The sequence below is a fragment of the Pseudomonas sp. MWU12-3103b genome (assembly GCF_023100615.1).
Lineage (GTDB): Bacteria > Pseudomonadota > Gammaproteobacteria > Pseudomonadales > Pseudomonadaceae > Aquipseudomonas > Aquipseudomonas putida_A.
On record NZ_JALMEY010000001.1, the window covers coordinates 87,534 to 104,855 of the forward strand.

The following is a 17,322-nucleotide window of genomic DNA, read 5'->3' on the forward strand; positions in this document are numbered from 1 at the left end:
CCTTCAAACCGCAATCGACGGTAACGCTACCCCGGCGAGAGATTCGGCGCTGCTGGCCTGCTCGGCCATTAACCAGTCGACAAACTGCTGAATCAACGCGCCCCGGCGTTTGCGTTGCGGCAGCACCACGTAATAACCGAGGCGCGACAACGTGGTCTCGGCGATCGGCCGACACAGCAAGCCTTGGCTCAGCAAGTTATCCACAAGGTGGCGCCAGCCGATGGCCACACCCTGACCGCCAATCGCCGCTTGAATCAACAAGGTGTAATTGTCGAAACGCAATTGGCCCGGTGCTGGCGGGGTACTGATGCCCAGTTCGCGAAACAGCCCGCTCCAGTCAAACCAGTTGCTGCTGTTTTCACCGCGCAGGTGCAGCAGCGGCAACTCCAGCAACGCCTGGGCAGGCAAGGGCAGGGCACGCTCCTTGAGCAATTGCGGACTGCACACCGGAAACACTTCCTCGCTGAACAGCCAATGGCTTTCGCCCTGCTTGAAACGCCCGTCGCCAAACAAGATCGCGACATCGATGTCGGTGCGCAGCATGTTGTGGCTGCGCTCGCTGGTGACCAGGCTGACATCGACGTTCGGGTTGGCTTCGTGGAAGCGGTACAGGCGTGGCATCAGCCAGTAGGCGGCGAAGGCGAAATCGGTGGCGACCTGCAATACCTCGTGTTGTTGCTGCGTACTGATAGCACTCAATCCTGCGTCGATATTCTGCAAACCGAGCTGAACCTGCTCGAACAGGATCGCGCCGCCCTCGGTCAGTTCAATACCGCGATAGATCCGGTCAAACAGTCGTACTCCCAGCTGTTCTTCCAGACGCTTGATCTGCTGACTGATCGCTGGCTGCGTGGTGCCCAGCTCAACCGCCGCCGCAGTAAAACTGTGATGACGCGCCGCCGCTTCGAATGCGCGCAACAGGTCGAGGGACAGACTGCCGAGGGCGTCATACATAAGCTGTGCTTATCCTAGTCATTGTCCGGCGCAGGCTTTACCGGACGGGGCATGGACTCCATGCTCGATCGCAGCAATGTCGCATAAATATTCACTATGGAATGCCGCGATCACATGAAGCGCAAGAACATTCTTTTCATCATGGCCGATCAAATGGCCGCGCCAATGTTGCCAATCTACGGCCCGTCGCCAATCAAACTGCCGAATCTTTCGTGCCTCGCCGCTCAGGGCGTGGTGTTCGATGCCGCTTACTGCAACAGTCCGCTGTGCGCGCCGTCGCGTTTCACTCTGGTCAGCGGCCAGTTACCGAGCAAGATCGGCGCCTACGACAACGCCGCCGATTTCCCTGCCGATATTCCGACCTACGCCCACTACCTGCGTCGCCTCGGTTACCGCACCGCGCTGTCGGGCAAGATGCATTTCTGCGGCCCGGATCAGTTGCACGGTTATGAAGAGCGCCTGACCAGCGACATCTACCCGGCCGACTACGGCTGGGCAGTGAACTGGGACGAGCCGGACGTGCGCCCGAGCTGGTATCACAACATGTCGTCGGTGCTGCAGGCCGGACCGTGCGTGCGCACCAACCAGCTCGACTTCGATGAAGAGGTGGTGTTCAAGGCCCAGCAATACCTGTTCGATCACATTCGTGAGGACGGCGATCAGCCGTTCTGCCTGACCGTGTCGATGACCCACCCACACGACCCGTACACGATTCCCAAGGCGTTCTGGGATTTGTACGACGACGGTGACATCCCGTTGCCGACCACCCCGGAGCAACATTCCCTCGATCCGCACTCGCAGCGCCTGCTCAAGGTCTACGATCTGTGGGACAAGCCGCTGCCTGTGGATAAGATTCGCGATGCTCGGCGTGCCTACTTCGGAGCGTGCAGCTACATCGACGACAACGTCGGCAAACTCCTGCAAACCCTCGAAGATACCGGGCTGATCGACGACACCATCATTGTCTTCTCCGGCGACCACGGCGACATGCTTGGCGAGAAAGGCCTCTGGTACAAAATGCACTGGTTCGAGATGGCTGCACGGGTGCCGCTGCTGATCAGTGCGCCGGGGCAGTTCGCTGCCGGCCGGGTTAGCGCGGCAGTGTCCACCGCCGACCTGTTGCCGACCTTCGTTGAACTGGCCGGCGGCAGCCTGGAGCCGAACTTGCCGCTGGACGGCCGCTCGCTGCTGACGCACCTGCAAGGGCAGGGCGGGCATGACGAAGTATTCGGCGAATACATGGCCGAAGGCACCATCAGTCCACTGATGATGATCCGCCGCGGCGCCTACAAATTTATCTACAGTGAAAGCGACCCGTGCCTACTCTTCGATGTGCATAACGACCCGCGTGAGCTCGAAGAACTCAGCCAGTCATCGCAACATCGCCAGCTGTTCGACGATTTTCTCACCGAAGCCCGGGCCAAGTGGGACATCACGGCGATTCACCGCGAAGTGCTCGGCAGCCAGCGCCGCCGGCGTTTTGTCGCCGATGCCCTGACCATCGGCAAGCTGAAGAGCTGGGATCACCAGCCGCTGGTGGATGCCAGTCAGCAGTACATGCGCAACCACATCGACCTCGACGATCTGGAGCGCAAGGCCCGTTATCCACAACCCTGCCAAAACCAATAATGTAAGGGGAAGTCCATGCGCAAGTTATCCACAGCACTGACGATTGGCCTGCTGGCTCTGGGCAGTGCCTCGGCATTCGCCGAGCAAAGCTGCGAAACGGTGAAAATGGCCGACCCGGGCTGGAGCGACATCGCCGCGACCAACGCCATCACCGGGTTTCTGCTGGACGGCATGGGCTACAAGGCCAAGGTCGACACCCTCGCGGTGCCGATCACCTTCGGCGGTTTGAAGGACGGTCAGGTGGATGTGTTCCTCGGCAACTGGATGCCGGCGCAGCAGGGCTTCTACGACAAGTTCGTCGGCACCGGTGACGTCACGCAACTGGCGAAGAATCTCGACGGCACCGAGTTCACCCTGGCCGTCCCGGATTATGTGTGGGACGCCGGTGTGCATGACTTTGCCGACCTGAACAAATACGCCGACAAGTTCGACAAGAAGATCTACGGCATCGGCTCCGGTGCGCCAGCGAACATCTCGCTGCAGGAAATCATCAAGAAGAACGACTTCGACCTCGGCCAGTGGAAGCTGATCGAATCCAGCGAACAGGCGATGCTCGCCGAAGTGTCGCGGGCAGTGAAGAAGCAGAAATTCGTCACCTTCCTCGGCTGGACCCCGCACCCGATGAACGTGCAGCTGAAGATGCATTACCTCAAGGGCGGCGAGAAGTATTTCGGCGACACCGGCAGCGTCTACACCCTGACGCGCAAAGGCTACGCCGAGGCCTGCCCGAATGTGGGCAAGTTGCTGACCAACCTGACGTTCACCCAGGACATGGAGAACAGCATCATGGCTGAGGTGGTGAACAAGAAAGTCAGCAATGCCGATGCGGTGAAGGCATGGATCAAGGCCAATCCGGCGGTGCTGGACAAGTGGCTGGAGGGGGTGAAGACCGTGGATGGCAAGGATGCTTTGGCGGCTGTAAAGGCAAAGCTTTGACCGTGGGATGGCTTTGAATTTTGCTCGGCTTGAGATTTTTGCCCCCTCACCCCAGCCCTCTCCCCGAGAGGGGGCGAGGGGGAAGGGAGCCGATCTTTATGTTGTTCAGAACCTGAGTTCGACTGGATATCTCAGGTCGGCGTACTTCCCTCTTTCACCTCGATCAGTCCCCTCTCCCTCCGGGAGAGGGTTAGGGTGAGGGCCTTTACCCTGGCACCCTGATAACCTTGAACAAAACCCGCCCGCGAGGACCCATGGCCCTGCCAAGTCGCCATTCACTCTTTCCCTTCCTGACCTGGCTGCCCCGGCAAACCCGCGCCAGCGTCGGCCGGGATCTGGTCGTTGGCCTGAGCGGTGCGATTCTCGCGTTGCCGCAGTCGATCGCCTACGCGCTGATCGCCGGCCTGCCGCCGGAATACGGCCTCTATGCGGCGATCATCCCGGTGCTGATTGCCTGTCTGTGGGGTTCGTCGTGGCATCTGATCTGCGGCCCGACTGCAGCGATTTCGATTGTGCTGTATGCCAGCATCAGTCCCTTGGCCGTGCCGGCGTCACAGGACTACATCACGCTGATCCTGCTGCTCACCTTCCTCGCGGGGATTTTTCAGTGGCTGCTGGGGTTGCTGCGCTTCGGCGCTTTGGTGAATTTCGTCTCGCATTCGGTGGTGCTCGGTTTCACCCTCGGCGCGGCGGTGGTGATCGCCATCGGCCAGTTGCCGAATCTGCTGGGGCTGGATCTGCCGGCGAAAGCCACGGCGCTGGCCAGTCTGATGGACCTGCTGCAACACCTGCGGGCTGTGGATAAACCATCACTGGTGTTGGGTGTGGCCACGGTGCTGGTCGGTTTTGTCCTCAGACAACTGCTGCCGCGCTGGCCGACTCTGTTGATAACGCTGGTGCTGGGCAGCGCAGTGGTGTGGTTATGGCCGGCGATGTTCGGCCACGTGCATCTGGTCAGCGCCTTTGTCGGACGCCTGCCACCGTTCAGTGCGCTGCCGCTGGATCTCGATCTGGTGCTGCGCTTGCTGCCGAGCGCGGTGGCGGTAGGCATGCTCGGTCTGGTCACCAGCCTGTCGATTGCCCGTTCGATTGCTGCACGTTCGCAGCAGTTGCTTGATGCCAACCAGGAAGTCCGCGCACAGGGCTTGTCGAATATTGTCGGGGCATTTTTTTCCGGATCGCTCTCCGCCGGTTCGTTCACCCGCTCAGGCCTGAGTTACGAGGCGGGCGCCTGTTCGCCGCTGGCCGGGGTGTTTTCGGCGATCTGGGTCGCGCTGTTCGCGATTTTCGGCGCCGGGCTGATTTCACACATTCCGATTCCGGCGATGGCCGGGAGCATTCTACTGATCGCCTGGGGGCTGGTGGACCATCGCGGGATCCGTTCGTTGCTGCGGGTCAGCCGTGCCGAGTTCGTGGTCATGGCGCTGACCTGCCTCGCCACGCTGCTACTGGAACTGCAGACGGCAATCTATGCCGGGGTCCTGGCGTCGCTGTTCTTCTACCTCAAGCGCACCTCGCAACCGCGAGTGCAGCATTCCCGCGAGGGTGAGGAGGACGTACTGCGAGTCGGCGGCTCGATCTTCTTCGGCGCCAGCCATTACCTGCAAGTGCGCCTGCAACGGCTGCACGGTACGCGGGTGGTGATCGAGGCGCAGCAGATCAACTTCATCGATTACTCGGGGGTGGAGATGCTGCATCAGGAGGCGCGGCGCCTGCTGCGTCAGGATCGCAGCCTGACCCTGCGCCGGGCGCGGCCGCAGGTGGTGGAGGAGTTGCGGAAGCTCGAAGGGCCGGAAAAGTGTCCGATCCGGTTTGAGGATTGATCCAAGATCGGCGGTGCGGCCATTCGCGAGCAAGCCCGCTCCCACATTTGATCGCATTCCAATGTGGGAGCGGGCTTGCTCGCGAAGCTTTTAAAGGGCCAACTGGCGGCGTAGTTCGGCCAGTACCGGCGCCGTATCCGGACGCACACCGCGCCACAGGAAAAACGCCTCGGCCGCCTGTTCAGCCAGCATCCCCAGACCATCCATTGACACTGCCGCGCCATGCTCGCTGGCCCAACGGCAGAACGCAGTCGGCTCCTTGCCGTACATCATGTCGTAGCACAGGGTCTGGCCCGGCTCGATCAGGCTCGCGGCAATCGGCGGCACGTCGCCGGTGAGGCTGGCGGAAGTGGCGTTGATGATCACGTCCACCGGCTCCTGCAACCAGTCGAAACCACTGGCCGACACCGGCCCCAGATCACAGAACAGCTCGGCCAGCAGCTCGGCCTTGTCCACCGTTCGGTTGGCGATAATCACCGACGCCGGCTTCTCGGCCAGCAACGGCTCCAGCGCGCCACGCACCGCGCCGCCAGCGCCGAGCAGCAGGATGCGTTTGCCGGTCAGGCTGACCCCGGCATTCACCGTCAGGTCACGCACCAGACCGGCGCCGTCGGTGTTGTCGCCGAGCAGCGAACCGTCGACCAGTTTACTCAAGGTGTTCACCGCACCCGCCCGTTGCGCGCGAGCGGTAAGGCTATTGGCCAGGCGAAAGGCTTCTTCCTTGAACGGCACCGTGACGTTGGCGCCGCGACCGTCCTGGAAGAACGCCATGGCGCAGGCGCTGAAGTCGTCAAGCGGCGCCAGCAGGGTGCTGTAGTCGAGGCGCTGACCGGTCTGCTCGGCGAACAGTTTGTGAATCATCGGCGACTTGCTGTGGCCGATCGGGTTACCGAAAACGACGTAACGATCCATCAGCAGTCCTCAGGCCTGGGCCAGCCAGTCACGGTCTTGCAGGAAGTAGTCGGTCAGGCGCGCTTCTTCGCTGCCGGGCTCGGCCTTGAAGTCATAGGCCCAGCGCACTTGCGGCGGCAACGACATGAGGATCGACTCGGTACGCCCGCCCGATTGCAGGCCGAACAGGGTGCCTCGGTCGTAGACCAGGTTGAACTCGACGTAGCGGCCACGGCGGAATTCCTGGAATTCACGCTGTTTCGCAGTGAACACATCATTCTTGCGGCGCTGCACGATGGGCAGGTAAGCGTCGATGTAGGCATCACCGATGGCGCGCATGAAGGCGAAACTGGTGTCGAAGTCCCACTCGTTCAGGTCATCGAAAAACAGACCACCGATGCCACGCGGTTCATGGCGATGCTTGATGTGGAAATAGGTGTCGCACCAGGCCTTGTAACGCGGATAGACGTCCGCACCGAACGGTGCGCAGGCCTGCTCGGCGACGCGGTGCCAGTGGATGCAGTCTTCTTCGTTGCCGTAATACGGGGTCAGGTCGAAGCCGCCGCCGAACCACCAGACCGGCTCTTCACCTTCCTTCTCGGCGATGAAAAAGCGCACGTTGGCGTGGGACGTCGGCACATGCGGGTTGTGCGGGTGAATCACCAGCGACACGCCGAGGGCTTCGAAACCGCGACCGGCCAGTTCCGGGCGATGGGCGCTGGCCGACGGCGGCAGCCCGCTGCCGAACACGTGGGAAAAGTTGACGCCGCCCTTTTCGATCACCGTACCGTTTTCGATCACGCGGGTACGGCCGCCACCACCGGCAGGCCGGGTCCAGGCGTCTTCGACGAAGCGCGTGCCGCCGTCCTCGGTTTCCAGCGCGGCACAGATGCGGTCTTGCAAATCGAGCAGATAGGCCTTTACGGCGTCGGTGCGGGTCGTCATGGCTTCACCTTGAATCGGGCATAACTACGCGGGCGCCCCGCAGGCAGGGGGCGGCGCAAATGGGCGCGTAGCATAACACCGCAAACCTGCGCGCCGCAGTTGACGAAGATCAAGCAGGGGAGTTGGATAGGGGGCTTACAAACGACCCAAGGAGAGCAGGCAGATGGCAAAGCGTATCCAGTTCCGCGCCCACGGCGGTCCCGAAGTGCTCGAGTTTGTTGACTACGAACCCGCCGCGCCCGGCCCGAATCAGGTGCGGGTGGCGAACAAGGCGATCGGCCTGAACTTCATCGATACCTATTACCGCAGCGGTCTGTATGCCCCGCCGGCCTTGCCGTCCGGCCTCGGCGCAGAAGGCGCCGGCATCGTCGATGCGGTGGGCAGCGACGTCACCCGGTTCAAGGTCGGTGATCGCGTGGCATATGGCAGCGGCCCGCTGGGTGCCTACAGCCAGTTGCACACCCTGCCCGAAGCCAATCTGGTGAAGCTGCCGGACGAAATCAGCTTCGAGACCGCAGCCGGGGTCATGCTCAAGGGTCTCACCGTGCAGTACCTGCTGCGCCAGACCTATGAACTCAAGGGTGGCGAAACCATTCTGTTCCACGCCGCTGCCGGGGGTGTCGGTTCATTGGCCTGCCAATGGGCCAAGGCACTGGGCGTGAAGCTGATCGGTACGGTCAGCTCGAAGGAAAAAGCCGAACTGGCCAAGGCCAACGGTGCCTGGGCAACCATCGATTACAGCCACGAAAACGTGGCACAGCGGGTGCTGGAGCTGACCGACGGCAAGAAAGTCCCGGTGGTGTACGACGGCGTCGGCAAAGACACCTGGCTGACCTCGCTCGACAGCGTTTCGCCGCGTGGACTGGTGGTGAGTTTCGGCAATGCCTCCGGTGCGGTGGACGGGGTGAATCTGGGGATTCTTTCGGCCAAGGGCTCGCTGTACGTGACCCGCCCGACCCTGGCGACCTACGCCAACAACGCCGAGAACCTGCAGCGCATGGCCGACGAGCTGTTCGAGATGATCATCAGCGGCAAGCTCAAGGTGAGCATCAGCCAGCGCTATCCACTGGCTGATGCGGCGAAGGCGCAGACCGAATTGTCGGCACGGCGCACCACCGGTTCGACCATCCTGCTGCCCTGACAAACCTTCGGCGTCTTGCCAGTCAGGGTTGCAAACCCATGGCTGGCAAGTCAGTTCGAACGCGTTCAACACCTCGGCAGATGACACTCCAACGGTTTTTGCACCACGTGGCCGACCGTCGCGTGATCAGGCTGTTGCACCGCCGCGAGGATTTGCCGCCACTCGGCTGACAATACCCAGTAATCGCCGCGTGCGCGCTGGTCGATATGCAGGGCATTGGAGGCGATCGGCATCAGGCCGAAACGCTGGTAGAAGCGCAGTTGTTGCGATCTGCACAACGCGGTTACCCCGTTATAACCGCGTTTAATGGCCCACTCGGTAGCGGCCGCCAGCAGACCGTTGACCGCGATGGGCAACTGATTGGGCGTGTACGACATCAATCGACTGAATTCGACATGGCGCGACAGCGCTACTGTGGGAGAAACGTGTTGCTGCGCCAGCGATACCCACTCGAACGGTGCCGGAGTCGCTCTCAATACCGCCAACAGTTGATCGTGCCGATACAGCAGGAAATGAGTACTGCGCGACTTTATCGCCAGTCTGGTTTCGAGCATCCGCGCCCGTGAAGTCAGCATGTAATGCTGCAACCGAAGCCGAAATTGCCGATCGATAAACCGGTCGAACTCCTGAGTATCCGCCCCTGCTTCCAGCATCACGATGCGACAACCCTCATGGTGACTCTTCAACGTCACTTGAAGCGCCTGCAGGTAATCCGTGAGTTGCAAATTGGTAGTGTCCATTCTTTCTCCGCAGACCTTAACTTATCGAAGTGTTTCGAGTGCAGGGAAAGGATGGTTGCTTTTGCCGATTCCGCCACACCAGAAAGTCTGATAATCAAGTGGGAAAAGCCAATGAATCCGGGGACTTGGCGACTTTTCCGACAAGGACACTGCCGTCATTGCAGGATAAATCGCAGGCGCGCGTAGTCCTCCTCACCATCAAGGCGAGGAAGACTCACAGTAAAGGTTTTCGACGCAGGATCAGTCGGGACGAATGACCTTGCCGGTTGCCAGATCGCGAATCACGCTGGGGTTCTTGCGCCCGCCCAGTTGCCCGCCAAGGATCAGGTCGATCTGCCCACGGAAATACTGCTCGACGCGCAACCGCGTGCGCGCCGCCGGCCGCCCCTGCGGGTTGGCCGAGGTGGAAATCAGCGGCCCGACCATCGAGCACAGATCCCGCACCTGCGGGTGATCGCTGACCCGCAGCGCCACCGTGTCATGCACGCCCGTCACCCATTCCGGCAACAGGTTCTGATGCGGCACCAGCCAGGTGTTCGGCCCCGGCCAGGTGCTGGCCATGCGGTCGAGCCACTCTTGCGGGAAGTCTTCGAACAGGAAGTCGAACTGGCGGATGTTGTCGGCGACCAGGATCAGGCCCTTGTCCACCGAACGGTTCTTGATCGCCAGCAGACGATCCACTGCCTCTTCGTTCCACGGGTCGCAACCCAGCCCCCAGACGGCTTCGGTTGGATAGGCAATCACCGCCCCGGCGCGAATCTCTCGTGCGGCTTGTTGCACACGCCAACTGTTGACCATGAAAAAACTCTCCGAAAACAGGTTTTGCGCAGTTTACCGATCTTCCCTGTAAAACCTAGCGTGTCCTCGCCAGCCAGCGACCGTTTTCACACACTGCGCGGCCGTCCATTTCCAGCTCGGTGAGCGCCGCGAGGACTTTGGGCAACGCCCAGCCGCTGCTTTCGACCAAGGCTTCGCTGGTGTGCGGCGCGGCGTGCAGCAGATCAAGCAAGGGATGCGCGGAATCCGGCGGGTCTGTGGATAACGGCAAATGCTGCCAGCCGCGCAGGGCTTCGAGAATGTGTTCGATGGTTTCCACCAGCACCGCGCCGTCGCGGATCAACTGATGGCAGCCGCGCGCACCGGGGTGATGGATCGAGCCGGGAATCGCATACACCTCGCGGCCCTGCTCCGCCGCCAGCCGAGCGGTGATCAGTGAACCGCTGGCGACACTCGCCTCGACCACCAGCACACCGAGGGACAAACCGCTGATGATCCGGTTGCGCCTGGGGAAGTTGCTCGCCGTCGGCCCGGCGTCCAGTGGAAACTCCGAAAGCACCGCGCTGCCCGAGGCAATCATCGCGTCGGCGAGTCGGCGATTGCGCTGTGGATAAAACTTTTCCAGGCCGGTGCCGAGTACGCCGACGGTTTGCCCGCCGACGTCCAGCGCGGCTTGATGGGCAGCCGCATCGATACCCAACGCCAGCCCACTGGTGATGACGAAACCGGCCCCGGCGAGGCTGCGGGAAAACGCGGCGGCGGTATCCATTCCCGGGCGCGACGCGCTGCGACTGCCGACCATCGCCAGTTGCGGTTTTTCCAGAATCAGCGGATCACCGGCGACGAACAACAGCGGTGGCGGGTCAGGGATCTGCGCCAGCAGCGCCGGATAATCCGCCTGGTCCAACATCAATAGATGCTGGCCGGGCCGCTCTAGCCAGCGCAATGCATGGCTGGCGCCGTCGCGCACTTCAGGGCTGCGCCGGGCCTCGGCCGACGCCGCTGGCAGACCCAGCGCTCGCCAGGCACTGGCCGGCGCGCTCAGGGCTTTTGACGCCGAGCCGAAGGCTTCAAGCAGTTTGGCAAAACGTTTCGGACCGATTTCCGGCAAGCGGTGCAGGCGCAAACGCGCTTCCAGTTCCGCAGGGGAAACCGGCGTACAGGCAGACAGCATCGTGGATCATCCTTGATCGTTATAAGTCCCGAACCATTCGGAACAAGCTGTGGATAACTCTGTTGGTAACTTGTGAAGCCAGCTAAGGATTTCGCACCTTGTCGAGCACCGCCAGCGAGCGCGATGCGTTGAGTACGAGGCCGTAACTGAGCTTGTCGTAGGTACGGAACACCATCAGCAGACCGGCCCGTTCATCGGGAATTTTCAGCGGCTGGCCGGTGATCCGGTCGCGCACGGTTTCCCCGGTTTTCATCACCACCAGCACATTGCCTTCGGCCAGACCGTCGCGCTTGCCTTTGTTCAGGGTGACCACGTCCATCACGCCGATCTGCGTGACGCCGCGCGGCACGTCGATGATCAGGCCGTTGATGTTGGTGCTCGGGGCGCTGGGCATGAAAGTCGAATTGATCGAGCGCTCTTCGCCGCTGAACAGACGATCGCCCAGACGTACTTCCTGGGTGGTGCGTTGCAGGGCGAGGGTGGCGACGTCGCCTTCGGTGGCGACGATTTCACCGCCACCGATATCGTCGGCGTTGATCCCGAGGAACTCCTTGGTCTGCGGGTCGGTGTAGACCTTGCCCTGGCGGAAGATGCCGTACACCGGTTGATTCGGATCGAAGTGGCCCCGGGCGAAGATCCGGTCGCCAGTGCCACTCAACACGCGCTCGGCATCGCCGGCGACGATATACGGCGCCTTGTCGAAGTCCTCGACCTTGTCGACGATGCGGTTGCTCAGCAGGAAACTGTTGATTGATTTCAGCGGAATGCTCGGAATCGCCTCGGCCACCGGGCTGGTGCGGATGCGCGGCGACAGCTTGATGGTGCCCCGTGACTCGCCGCGATTGAGGGTCAGCTGCGGCTGGCCGTTGACGTAACTGAGCGTCAGCGTGTCGCCGGGATAGATCAGGTTGGGGTTTTCGATTTGCGGATTGGCCCGCCACAGCTGTGGCCATTGCCAGGGCTCGCGCAGGTATTTGCCGGAAATGTCCCAGAGGGTGTCTCCCGAAACCACCGTGTATTGCTGTGGAAAACCATCCCTGAGTTGCACTTGCCCTTGCGCAGCCGCGGCCGAAGCCAGAAGCAGCAGGGCGAGTAGTGTTTTCCTCATGCAGCGAATCCCTTTATCATGTGCGTTCGCGTGAACCGTCAGAGCCCCCGTGGCTCGCTACTGCAAATTGCATTAGCTACGCTTCACAACGGTAGCCTGCATCTTCGGACCTGCCAGGCCATCGACCCGACTTTACTCAATACGTGCAGCAATCAGCCTATGGCCATTTTAAACATCCTCGAATTCCCGGACCCGCGTCTGCGTACTATCGCCAAGCCTGTGGCAGTAGTGGACGACGAAGTGCGTCAGTTGGTCGATGACATGTTTGAAACAATGTATGAAGCGCCGGGCATCGGCCTCGCCGCGACCCAGGTCAACGTGCACAAACGTATCGTCGTGATGGACCTTTCCGAAGACCGCACCGAACCCCGGGTGTTCATCAACCCCGAGTTCGAATCGCTGACCGACGAGATGGATCAGTACCAGGAAGGCTGCCTCTCGGTGCCGGGTTTCTACGAAAACGTCGACCGCCCGCAGAAGGTCAAAATCAAGGCGCTGGACCGCGACGGCCAGCCTTACGAACTGATCGCCGAAGGCCTGCTCGCGGTGTGCATCCAGCACGAATGCGACCACCTCAACGGCAAGTTGTTCGTCGATTACCTGTCCACGCTCAAACGCGACCGGATCAAGAAGAAACTGGAAAAGCTGCACCGCCAGAACGCTTGATGCCCCTCTTCAAAGGCTTGCTGCGGCAAGCCTTTTTCTTTTTATGAGATTCCCTTCATGACTGAGCCACTGCGCATCGTTTTTGCCGGTACCCCGGAATTTGCCGCCGAACACCTCAAGGCCCTGCTGAACAGCCCTTACGAGATCGTTGCGGTCTACACCCAACCGGATCGTCCGGCCGGTCGCGGGCAAAAACTGATGCCGAGCCCGGTCAAACAGTTGGCCCTGGAAAATAATATCCAGGTGTTGCAGCCGCCGACCCTGCGCAACGCCGATGCTCAAGCCGAGCTGGCCGCGCTGAAACCGGACTTGATGGTGGTGGTCGCCTACGGCCTGATCCTGCCGCAAGCGGTGCTGGATATTCCGCGTCTGGGCTGCATCAACAGCCACGCCTCGCTGCTGCCACGCTGGCGCGGTGCGGCGCCGATCCAGCGCGCCGTGGAACACGGTGATGCCGAAAGCGGCGTGACTGTGATGCGCATGGAAGCCGGCCTCGACACCGGGCCAATGCTGCTCAAGGTCGTGACCCCGATCAGCGCCGATGACACCGGTGGCACGCTGCACGACCGCCTCGCCGAAATGGGCCCGCCCGCCGTGGTTCAGGCAATTGCCGGCCTGGCCGCTGGAACCCTCGAAAGCGAAGTGCAGAACGACGAGCTCGCCACCTACGCCCACAAACTGAACAAGGACGAAGCGCGCCTCGACTGGAGCCGTCCGGCGGTTGAACTGGAGCGTCTGGTACGCGCCTTCAATCCCTGGCCGATTACCCACAGCACCCTCAACGGTGAAGCGCTGAAGGTATTGGCCGCGACCCTGGCTGACGGCAAAGGCGCGCCGGGTGCAATCCTCAGCGCCAGCAAGGACGGCCTGATCGTCGCCTGCGGTGAACAGGCGCTGTGCCTGACCCGTCTGCAACTGCCCGGCGGCAAGGCGCTGAACTTCAGCGACCTGTTCAACAGCCGTCGCGAGAAATTTGCCGTCGGCACCGTGCTCGGCACCGTGCTCGGCGCCGTGGTGGACGCGCAATGAACCCGCGTCTGGCTGCCGCCAAGGCACTCGCAGCCGTGATCAGCGGCAAGGCTTCGCTGAACAGCTCCCTGCCGACGCAACTGGACAAGGTCGAAGACCGTGATCGCGGCTTCACCCAGGATCTGGCGTTCGGCACCGCGCGCTGGCAGCCACGGCTGTCGGCGCTGGCAGAAAGACTTCTGCAGAAGCCGTTCAAGGCTGCCGACGCCGATGTCGAGGCGCTGCTGCTGGTCGGTCTCTATCAACTGCTCTACACCCGCGTGCCGCCGCACGCGGCCATCGGCGAAACCGTCGGTTGCGCCGACAAGCTGAAAAAGCCGTGGGCCAAGGGTCTGCTCAACGCCGTGCTGCGTAATGCCCAGCGCGAAAGCGAGACGATTTTCGCCGAGCTGGAGCGCGATCCGGTGGTGCGTACCGCCCACCCGCGCTGGCTGCAAAAATCCCTGAAAGCCTTCTGGCCGGAACAATGGGAAGCGATCTGCGCGGCGAATAACGCGCACCCGCCGATGATCCTGCGGGTCAACCGCCGCTATCACAGCCGCGACGCCTACCTCAGCTTGCTCAGCGAGGTCGGCATCGCCGCCACGCCGTGCGTTTACAGCCGCGACGGCATCGTCCTCGACGCCGCCGCCGACGTGCGCAGCCTGCCGGGTTTTGCCGAAGGCTGGATCAGCGTGCAGGACGAAGCGGCGCAACTGGCCGCCGATCTGCTCGATCTGGCCCCGGGCCAACGGGTGCTCGACGCCTGCTGCGCCCCCGGCGGCAAGACCTGCCACATCCTCGAAGCCGAACCGGCGCTGGCCGGCGTGGTGGCGGTGGATCTGGAAGCCAAGCGGCTGGTGCGGGTGAAGGAAAACCTTGAGCGGCTGGGGCTGAGCGCCGAACTGATCGCTGCCGACGGTCGCGATACCGCCGCGTGGTGGGACGGCAAACCGTTCCAGCGCATCCTGCTCGACGCGCCATGCTCGGCCACCGGCGTGATCCGCCGCCATCCGGACATCAAGCTGACCCGTCAACCGGACGACATCGTTGCCCTCGCGCAACTTCAAGGCGAGCTGCTCGACGCCCTGTGGAAAACCCTCGAAGTCGGCGGCATCCTGCTCTACGCCACTTGCTCGACCTTGCCGACCGAGAACACCGAAGTCATCGCCGCGTTCCTTGAGCGCACGCCCGGTGCCCGCGAACTGGATCTGGCCACTACGGCCGGGATGAAACAGCCCCATGGTCGCCAATTGCTGGCCCAGCAGGGCGGGCATGACGGGTTCTACTACGCCAAGCTGATCAAGATCGCTGCCGCGCGCGGCTAAACGGATTCAACGGAGTGACTGGATGAAAATCATCATCCTCGGTGCGGGGCAGGTCGGCGGTTCGCTGGCTGAACACCTGGCGAGCGAAGCCAACGACATCACCGTGGTCGACACCGATGGCGAACGCCTGCGCGACCTCGGCGACCGTCTCGACATCCGCACCATTCAGGGCCGCGGCTCGCTGCCGTCGGTGCTGCGTCAGGCCGGCGCCGACGATGCCGATATGCTGGTGGCGGTGACCAACAGCGACGAGACCAACATGGTCGCCTGCCAGGTCGCGCACACACTGTTCCACACCCCGACCAAAATCGCCCGGGTGCGCGAAGCGTCCTACCTCAATCGCGAAGAACAGCTGTTCCAGAACGAAGCGATTCCGGTCGACGTGCTGATCAGCCCCGAGCAGGTGGTGACCAACTACATCAAGCGCCTGATCCAGCATCCGGGCGCGCTGCAAGTGATCGACTTCGCCGAAGGCCAGGCGCAACTGGTGGCGGTGCGCGCCTATTACGGCGGGCCGCTGGTGGGTCAGCAATTGCGCCAGTTGCGCGAGCACATGCCGAATGTCGAGACGCGTGTCGCGGCGATTTTCCGCCGCGACCGGCCGATCCTGCCGCAGGGCGATACGGTGATCGAGGCCGATGACGAAGTCTTCTTCATCGCCGCCCGTGAGAATATTCGCGCGGTGATGAGCGAAATGCGCCGTCTCGACGAAACCTACAAGCGCATCGTGATTGCCGGTGGCGGGCAGATCGGCGAGCGTCTGGCCGAGGCCATCGAAAGCCGTTATCAGGTGAAGATCATCGAGATGAACCCGGCCCGCTGCCGCTATCTCTCCGACACCCTCGACAGCACCGTGGTGCTGCAGGGCAGTGCGTCGGACCGTGATCTGCTGCTGGAAGAGAACATTGCCGACGCCGACATCTTCCTTGCGCTGACCAACGATGACGAAGCCAACATCATGTCGTCGCTGTTGGCCAAAAGGCTGGGGGCGAAGAAGGTGATGACGATCATCAACAACCCGGCGTACGTCGATCTGATCCAGGGCGGCGACATCGACATCGCCATCAGCCCGCAACTGGCGACCATCGGCACCTTGCTGGCCCACGTACGCCGTGGCGATATCGTCAGCGTGCACTCATTGCGCCGGGGCGCGGCGGAGGCCATCGAGGCGATTGCCCACGGCGATGCGAAGTCGAGCAAGGTCATCGGCCGGCCGATCGAGAAAATCGGCCTGCCGCCGGGCAGCACGATTGGCGCGATCATCCGCAACGAAGAAGTGATCATCGCCCACGACGATACGGTGATCGAAACCGGCGACCATGTGATTCTGTTCCTTGTGGATAAAAAGCATATCCGCGATGTGGAGAAGCTGTTTCATGTGGGTCTCAGCTTCTTCTGAGTTTTGCGCCGACAGCACTGGCCTCTTCGCGAGCAAGCCCGCTCCCACAGGGGGAATGCATTCCAAATGTGGGAGCGGGCTTGCTCGCGAAAGCGGTGTAACTGACACCGATCTCCACCTGACACTCCACAGAAAAGGACTCCACCGATGCTCGAATCCCTGGAAAAAATGCTCGCCAAGGGTGTGGATAACTCACTGCTGCGCTTCGGTCTCGGCAAGGGTTATCTGGATTTGGGAGAGAACGCCAAGGCAGCCGAGCATTTCCAGCGCTGTGTCGGTTTCGACCCGAAGTACTCGGCGGCGTGGAAGCTATTGGGCAAAGCGCAACTCGCACTCGGCGATCACGCGGCCGCGCGGCAGGCGTGGGAACAAGGTCTGGAAGCCGCCCGCGCCCATGGCGACAAGCAGGCCGAGAAGGAAATGACGGTGTTTCTGAAGAAGCTCGACCGCCAGGCGCAATAAGTTAGAGATAACGCAGGCCGATGCCCTCGGCATCCACCGTCACCACTTCCATTCGCACCCGCGGCGCGCCTGTGGGTAAATCCTGCACTTGGCCATAAACCACCGCACCCTTGGGCAATGACGCCAGACGCGGATGCTGCACATACACGCCGGTGGCCGACAGATTGCGCGTCTGCCCCAGGCATTCGCCGAAGCTGTCGTGGGTGATCTTGATGCGGAAGGATTTGCGTTGTTCGGACATCTTTATGCGCCCTTGAATGAACGGGGTTGTGGATAACCTCAAGCAAGATCAAAAGATCACAGCCTTCGGCGTTCCTACAGGTTATCCACAGAGTGTGCCA

At 61.9% G+C, this 17,322-nt stretch carries 17 protein-coding genes; 9 read left to right on the forward strand and 8 right to left on the reverse strand.

The window, feature by feature from the left end; translation table 11 throughout:
- Positions 1–3 precede the first annotated feature (3 nt).
- Positions 4–954 carry a LysR family transcriptional regulator gene (locus M0808_RS00455; RefSeq protein ID WP_247839469.1) on the reverse strand — a complete coding sequence of 317 codons (951 nt, stop codon included), beginning with the start codon at positions 952–954 and terminating at the stop codon, positions 4–6.
- A gap of 114 nt (positions 955–1,068) precedes the next feature.
- Between M0808_RS00455 and betC the strand changes: the two genes are divergently transcribed.
- From betC to M0808_RS00470, 3 genes are all read left to right on the forward strand, one after another.
- Entirely contained in the window at positions 1,069–2,583 is a 1,515-nt protein-coding gene (gene betC, locus M0808_RS00460; protein ID WP_247839471.1) for a choline-sulfatase, read from the forward strand.
- 15 nt (positions 2,584–2,598) lie between these two features.
- Positions 2,599–3,519: a choline ABC transporter substrate-binding protein gene (gene choX, locus M0808_RS00465; RefSeq protein ID WP_247839473.1), complete on the forward strand. Its 921-nt coding sequence runs from the start codon at positions 2,599–2,601 to the stop codon at positions 3,517–3,519.
- A gap of 254 nt (positions 3,520–3,773) precedes the next feature.
- A complete protein-coding gene (locus M0808_RS00470) occupies positions 3,774–5,342 on the forward strand; it encodes a SulP family inorganic anion transporter (protein ID WP_247839475.1) in 1,569 nt (522 codons plus the stop codon).
- A 90-nt stretch (positions 5,343–5,432) separates the two neighbouring features.
- Here the strand turns inward: M0808_RS00470 and aroE are convergent, their stop codons facing one another.
- Together aroE and hemF are read right to left on the reverse strand one after the other, a co-directional pair.
- Entirely contained in the window at positions 5,433–6,254 is an 822-nt protein-coding gene (gene aroE, locus M0808_RS00475; protein ID WP_247839477.1) for a shikimate dehydrogenase, read from the reverse strand.
- Positions 6,255–6,263: 9 nt separating this feature from the next.
- On the reverse strand, positions 6,264–7,178 hold the full coding sequence (hemF, locus tag M0808_RS00480; RefSeq protein WP_047597005.1) for an oxygen-dependent coproporphyrinogen oxidase: 915 nt from the start codon (positions 7,176–7,178) through the stop codon (positions 6,264–6,266).
- A gap of 163 nt (positions 7,179–7,341) precedes the next feature.
- Between hemF and M0808_RS00485 the strand changes: the two genes are divergently transcribed.
- Positions 7,342–8,319 carry a quinone oxidoreductase gene (locus M0808_RS00485; RefSeq protein WP_115988543.1) on the forward strand — a complete coding sequence of 326 codons (978 nt, stop codon included), beginning with the start codon at positions 7,342–7,344 and terminating at the stop codon, positions 8,317–8,319.
- A 65-nt stretch (positions 8,320–8,384) separates the two neighbouring features.
- Here the strand turns inward: M0808_RS00485 and M0808_RS00490 are convergent, their stop codons facing one another.
- The 4 genes from M0808_RS00490 to M0808_RS00505 form a co-directional block, all read right to left on the reverse strand.
- A complete protein-coding gene (locus M0808_RS00490) occupies positions 8,385–9,059 on the reverse strand; it encodes a hypothetical protein (protein WP_202369293.1) in 675 nt (224 codons plus the stop codon).
- A 240-nt stretch (positions 9,060–9,299) separates the two neighbouring features.
- Entirely contained in the window at positions 9,300–9,857 is a 558-nt protein-coding gene (locus tag M0808_RS00495; RefSeq protein ID WP_003220243.1) for an L-threonylcarbamoyladenylate synthase, read from the reverse strand.
- Between the two features lie 55 nt (positions 9,858–9,912).
- Positions 9,913–11,010 (reverse strand): DNA-processing protein DprA, encoded by a 1,098-nt coding sequence (gene dprA / locus M0808_RS00500; RefSeq protein WP_139055030.1) that lies wholly within the window; start codon positions 11,008–11,010, stop codon positions 9,913–9,915.
- Between the two features lie 82 nt (positions 11,011–11,092).
- Positions 11,093–12,118 carry a LysM domain-containing protein gene (locus M0808_RS00505; RefSeq protein WP_098966434.1) on the reverse strand — a complete coding sequence of 342 codons (1,026 nt, stop codon included), beginning with the start codon at positions 12,116–12,118 and terminating at the stop codon, positions 11,093–11,095.
- 159 nt (positions 12,119–12,277) lie between these two features.
- Here M0808_RS00505 and def point away from each other — a divergent pair, with 159 nt between their 5' ends.
- From def to M0808_RS00530, 5 genes are all read left to right on the forward strand, one after another.
- Positions 12,278–12,784 carry a peptide deformylase gene (gene def, locus M0808_RS00510; RefSeq protein WP_027610272.1) on the forward strand — a complete coding sequence of 169 codons (507 nt, stop codon included), beginning with the start codon at positions 12,278–12,280 and terminating at the stop codon, positions 12,782–12,784.
- 57 nt (positions 12,785–12,841) lie between these two features.
- Positions 12,842–13,813, forward strand: coding sequence for a methionyl-tRNA formyltransferase (gene fmt / locus M0808_RS00515; RefSeq protein WP_247839479.1), 972 nt, complete (start codon positions 12,842–12,844; stop codon positions 13,811–13,813).
- On the forward strand, positions 13,810–15,120 hold the full coding sequence (gene rsmB / locus M0808_RS00520; RefSeq protein WP_247839481.1) for a 16S rRNA (cytosine(967)-C(5))-methyltransferase RsmB: 1,311 nt from the start codon (positions 13,810–13,812) through the stop codon (positions 15,118–15,120). The genes fmt and rsmB overlap by 4 nt, the downstream gene beginning before the upstream one ends.
- A 22-nt stretch (positions 15,121–15,142) precedes the next feature.
- The gene (gene trkA / locus M0808_RS00525) at positions 15,143–16,519 is read left to right on the forward strand and encodes a Trk system potassium transporter TrkA (RefSeq protein WP_003220233.1); all 1,377 of its coding nucleotides are present in this window, start codon (positions 15,143–15,145) and stop codon (positions 16,517–16,519) included.
- Between the two features lie 147 nt (positions 16,520–16,666).
- On the forward strand, positions 16,667–16,981 hold the full coding sequence (locus M0808_RS00530; protein ID WP_027610275.1) for a tetratricopeptide repeat protein: 315 nt from the start codon (positions 16,667–16,669) through the stop codon (positions 16,979–16,981).
- A 1-nt stretch (position 16,982) separates the two neighbouring features.
- Here the strand turns inward: M0808_RS00530 and M0808_RS00535 are convergent, their stop codons facing one another.
- A complete protein-coding gene (locus M0808_RS00535) occupies positions 16,983–17,222 on the reverse strand; it encodes a PilZ domain-containing protein (RefSeq protein ID WP_007960749.1) in 240 nt (79 codons plus the stop codon).
- Between the last annotated feature and the right edge of the window lie 100 nt (positions 17,223–17,322).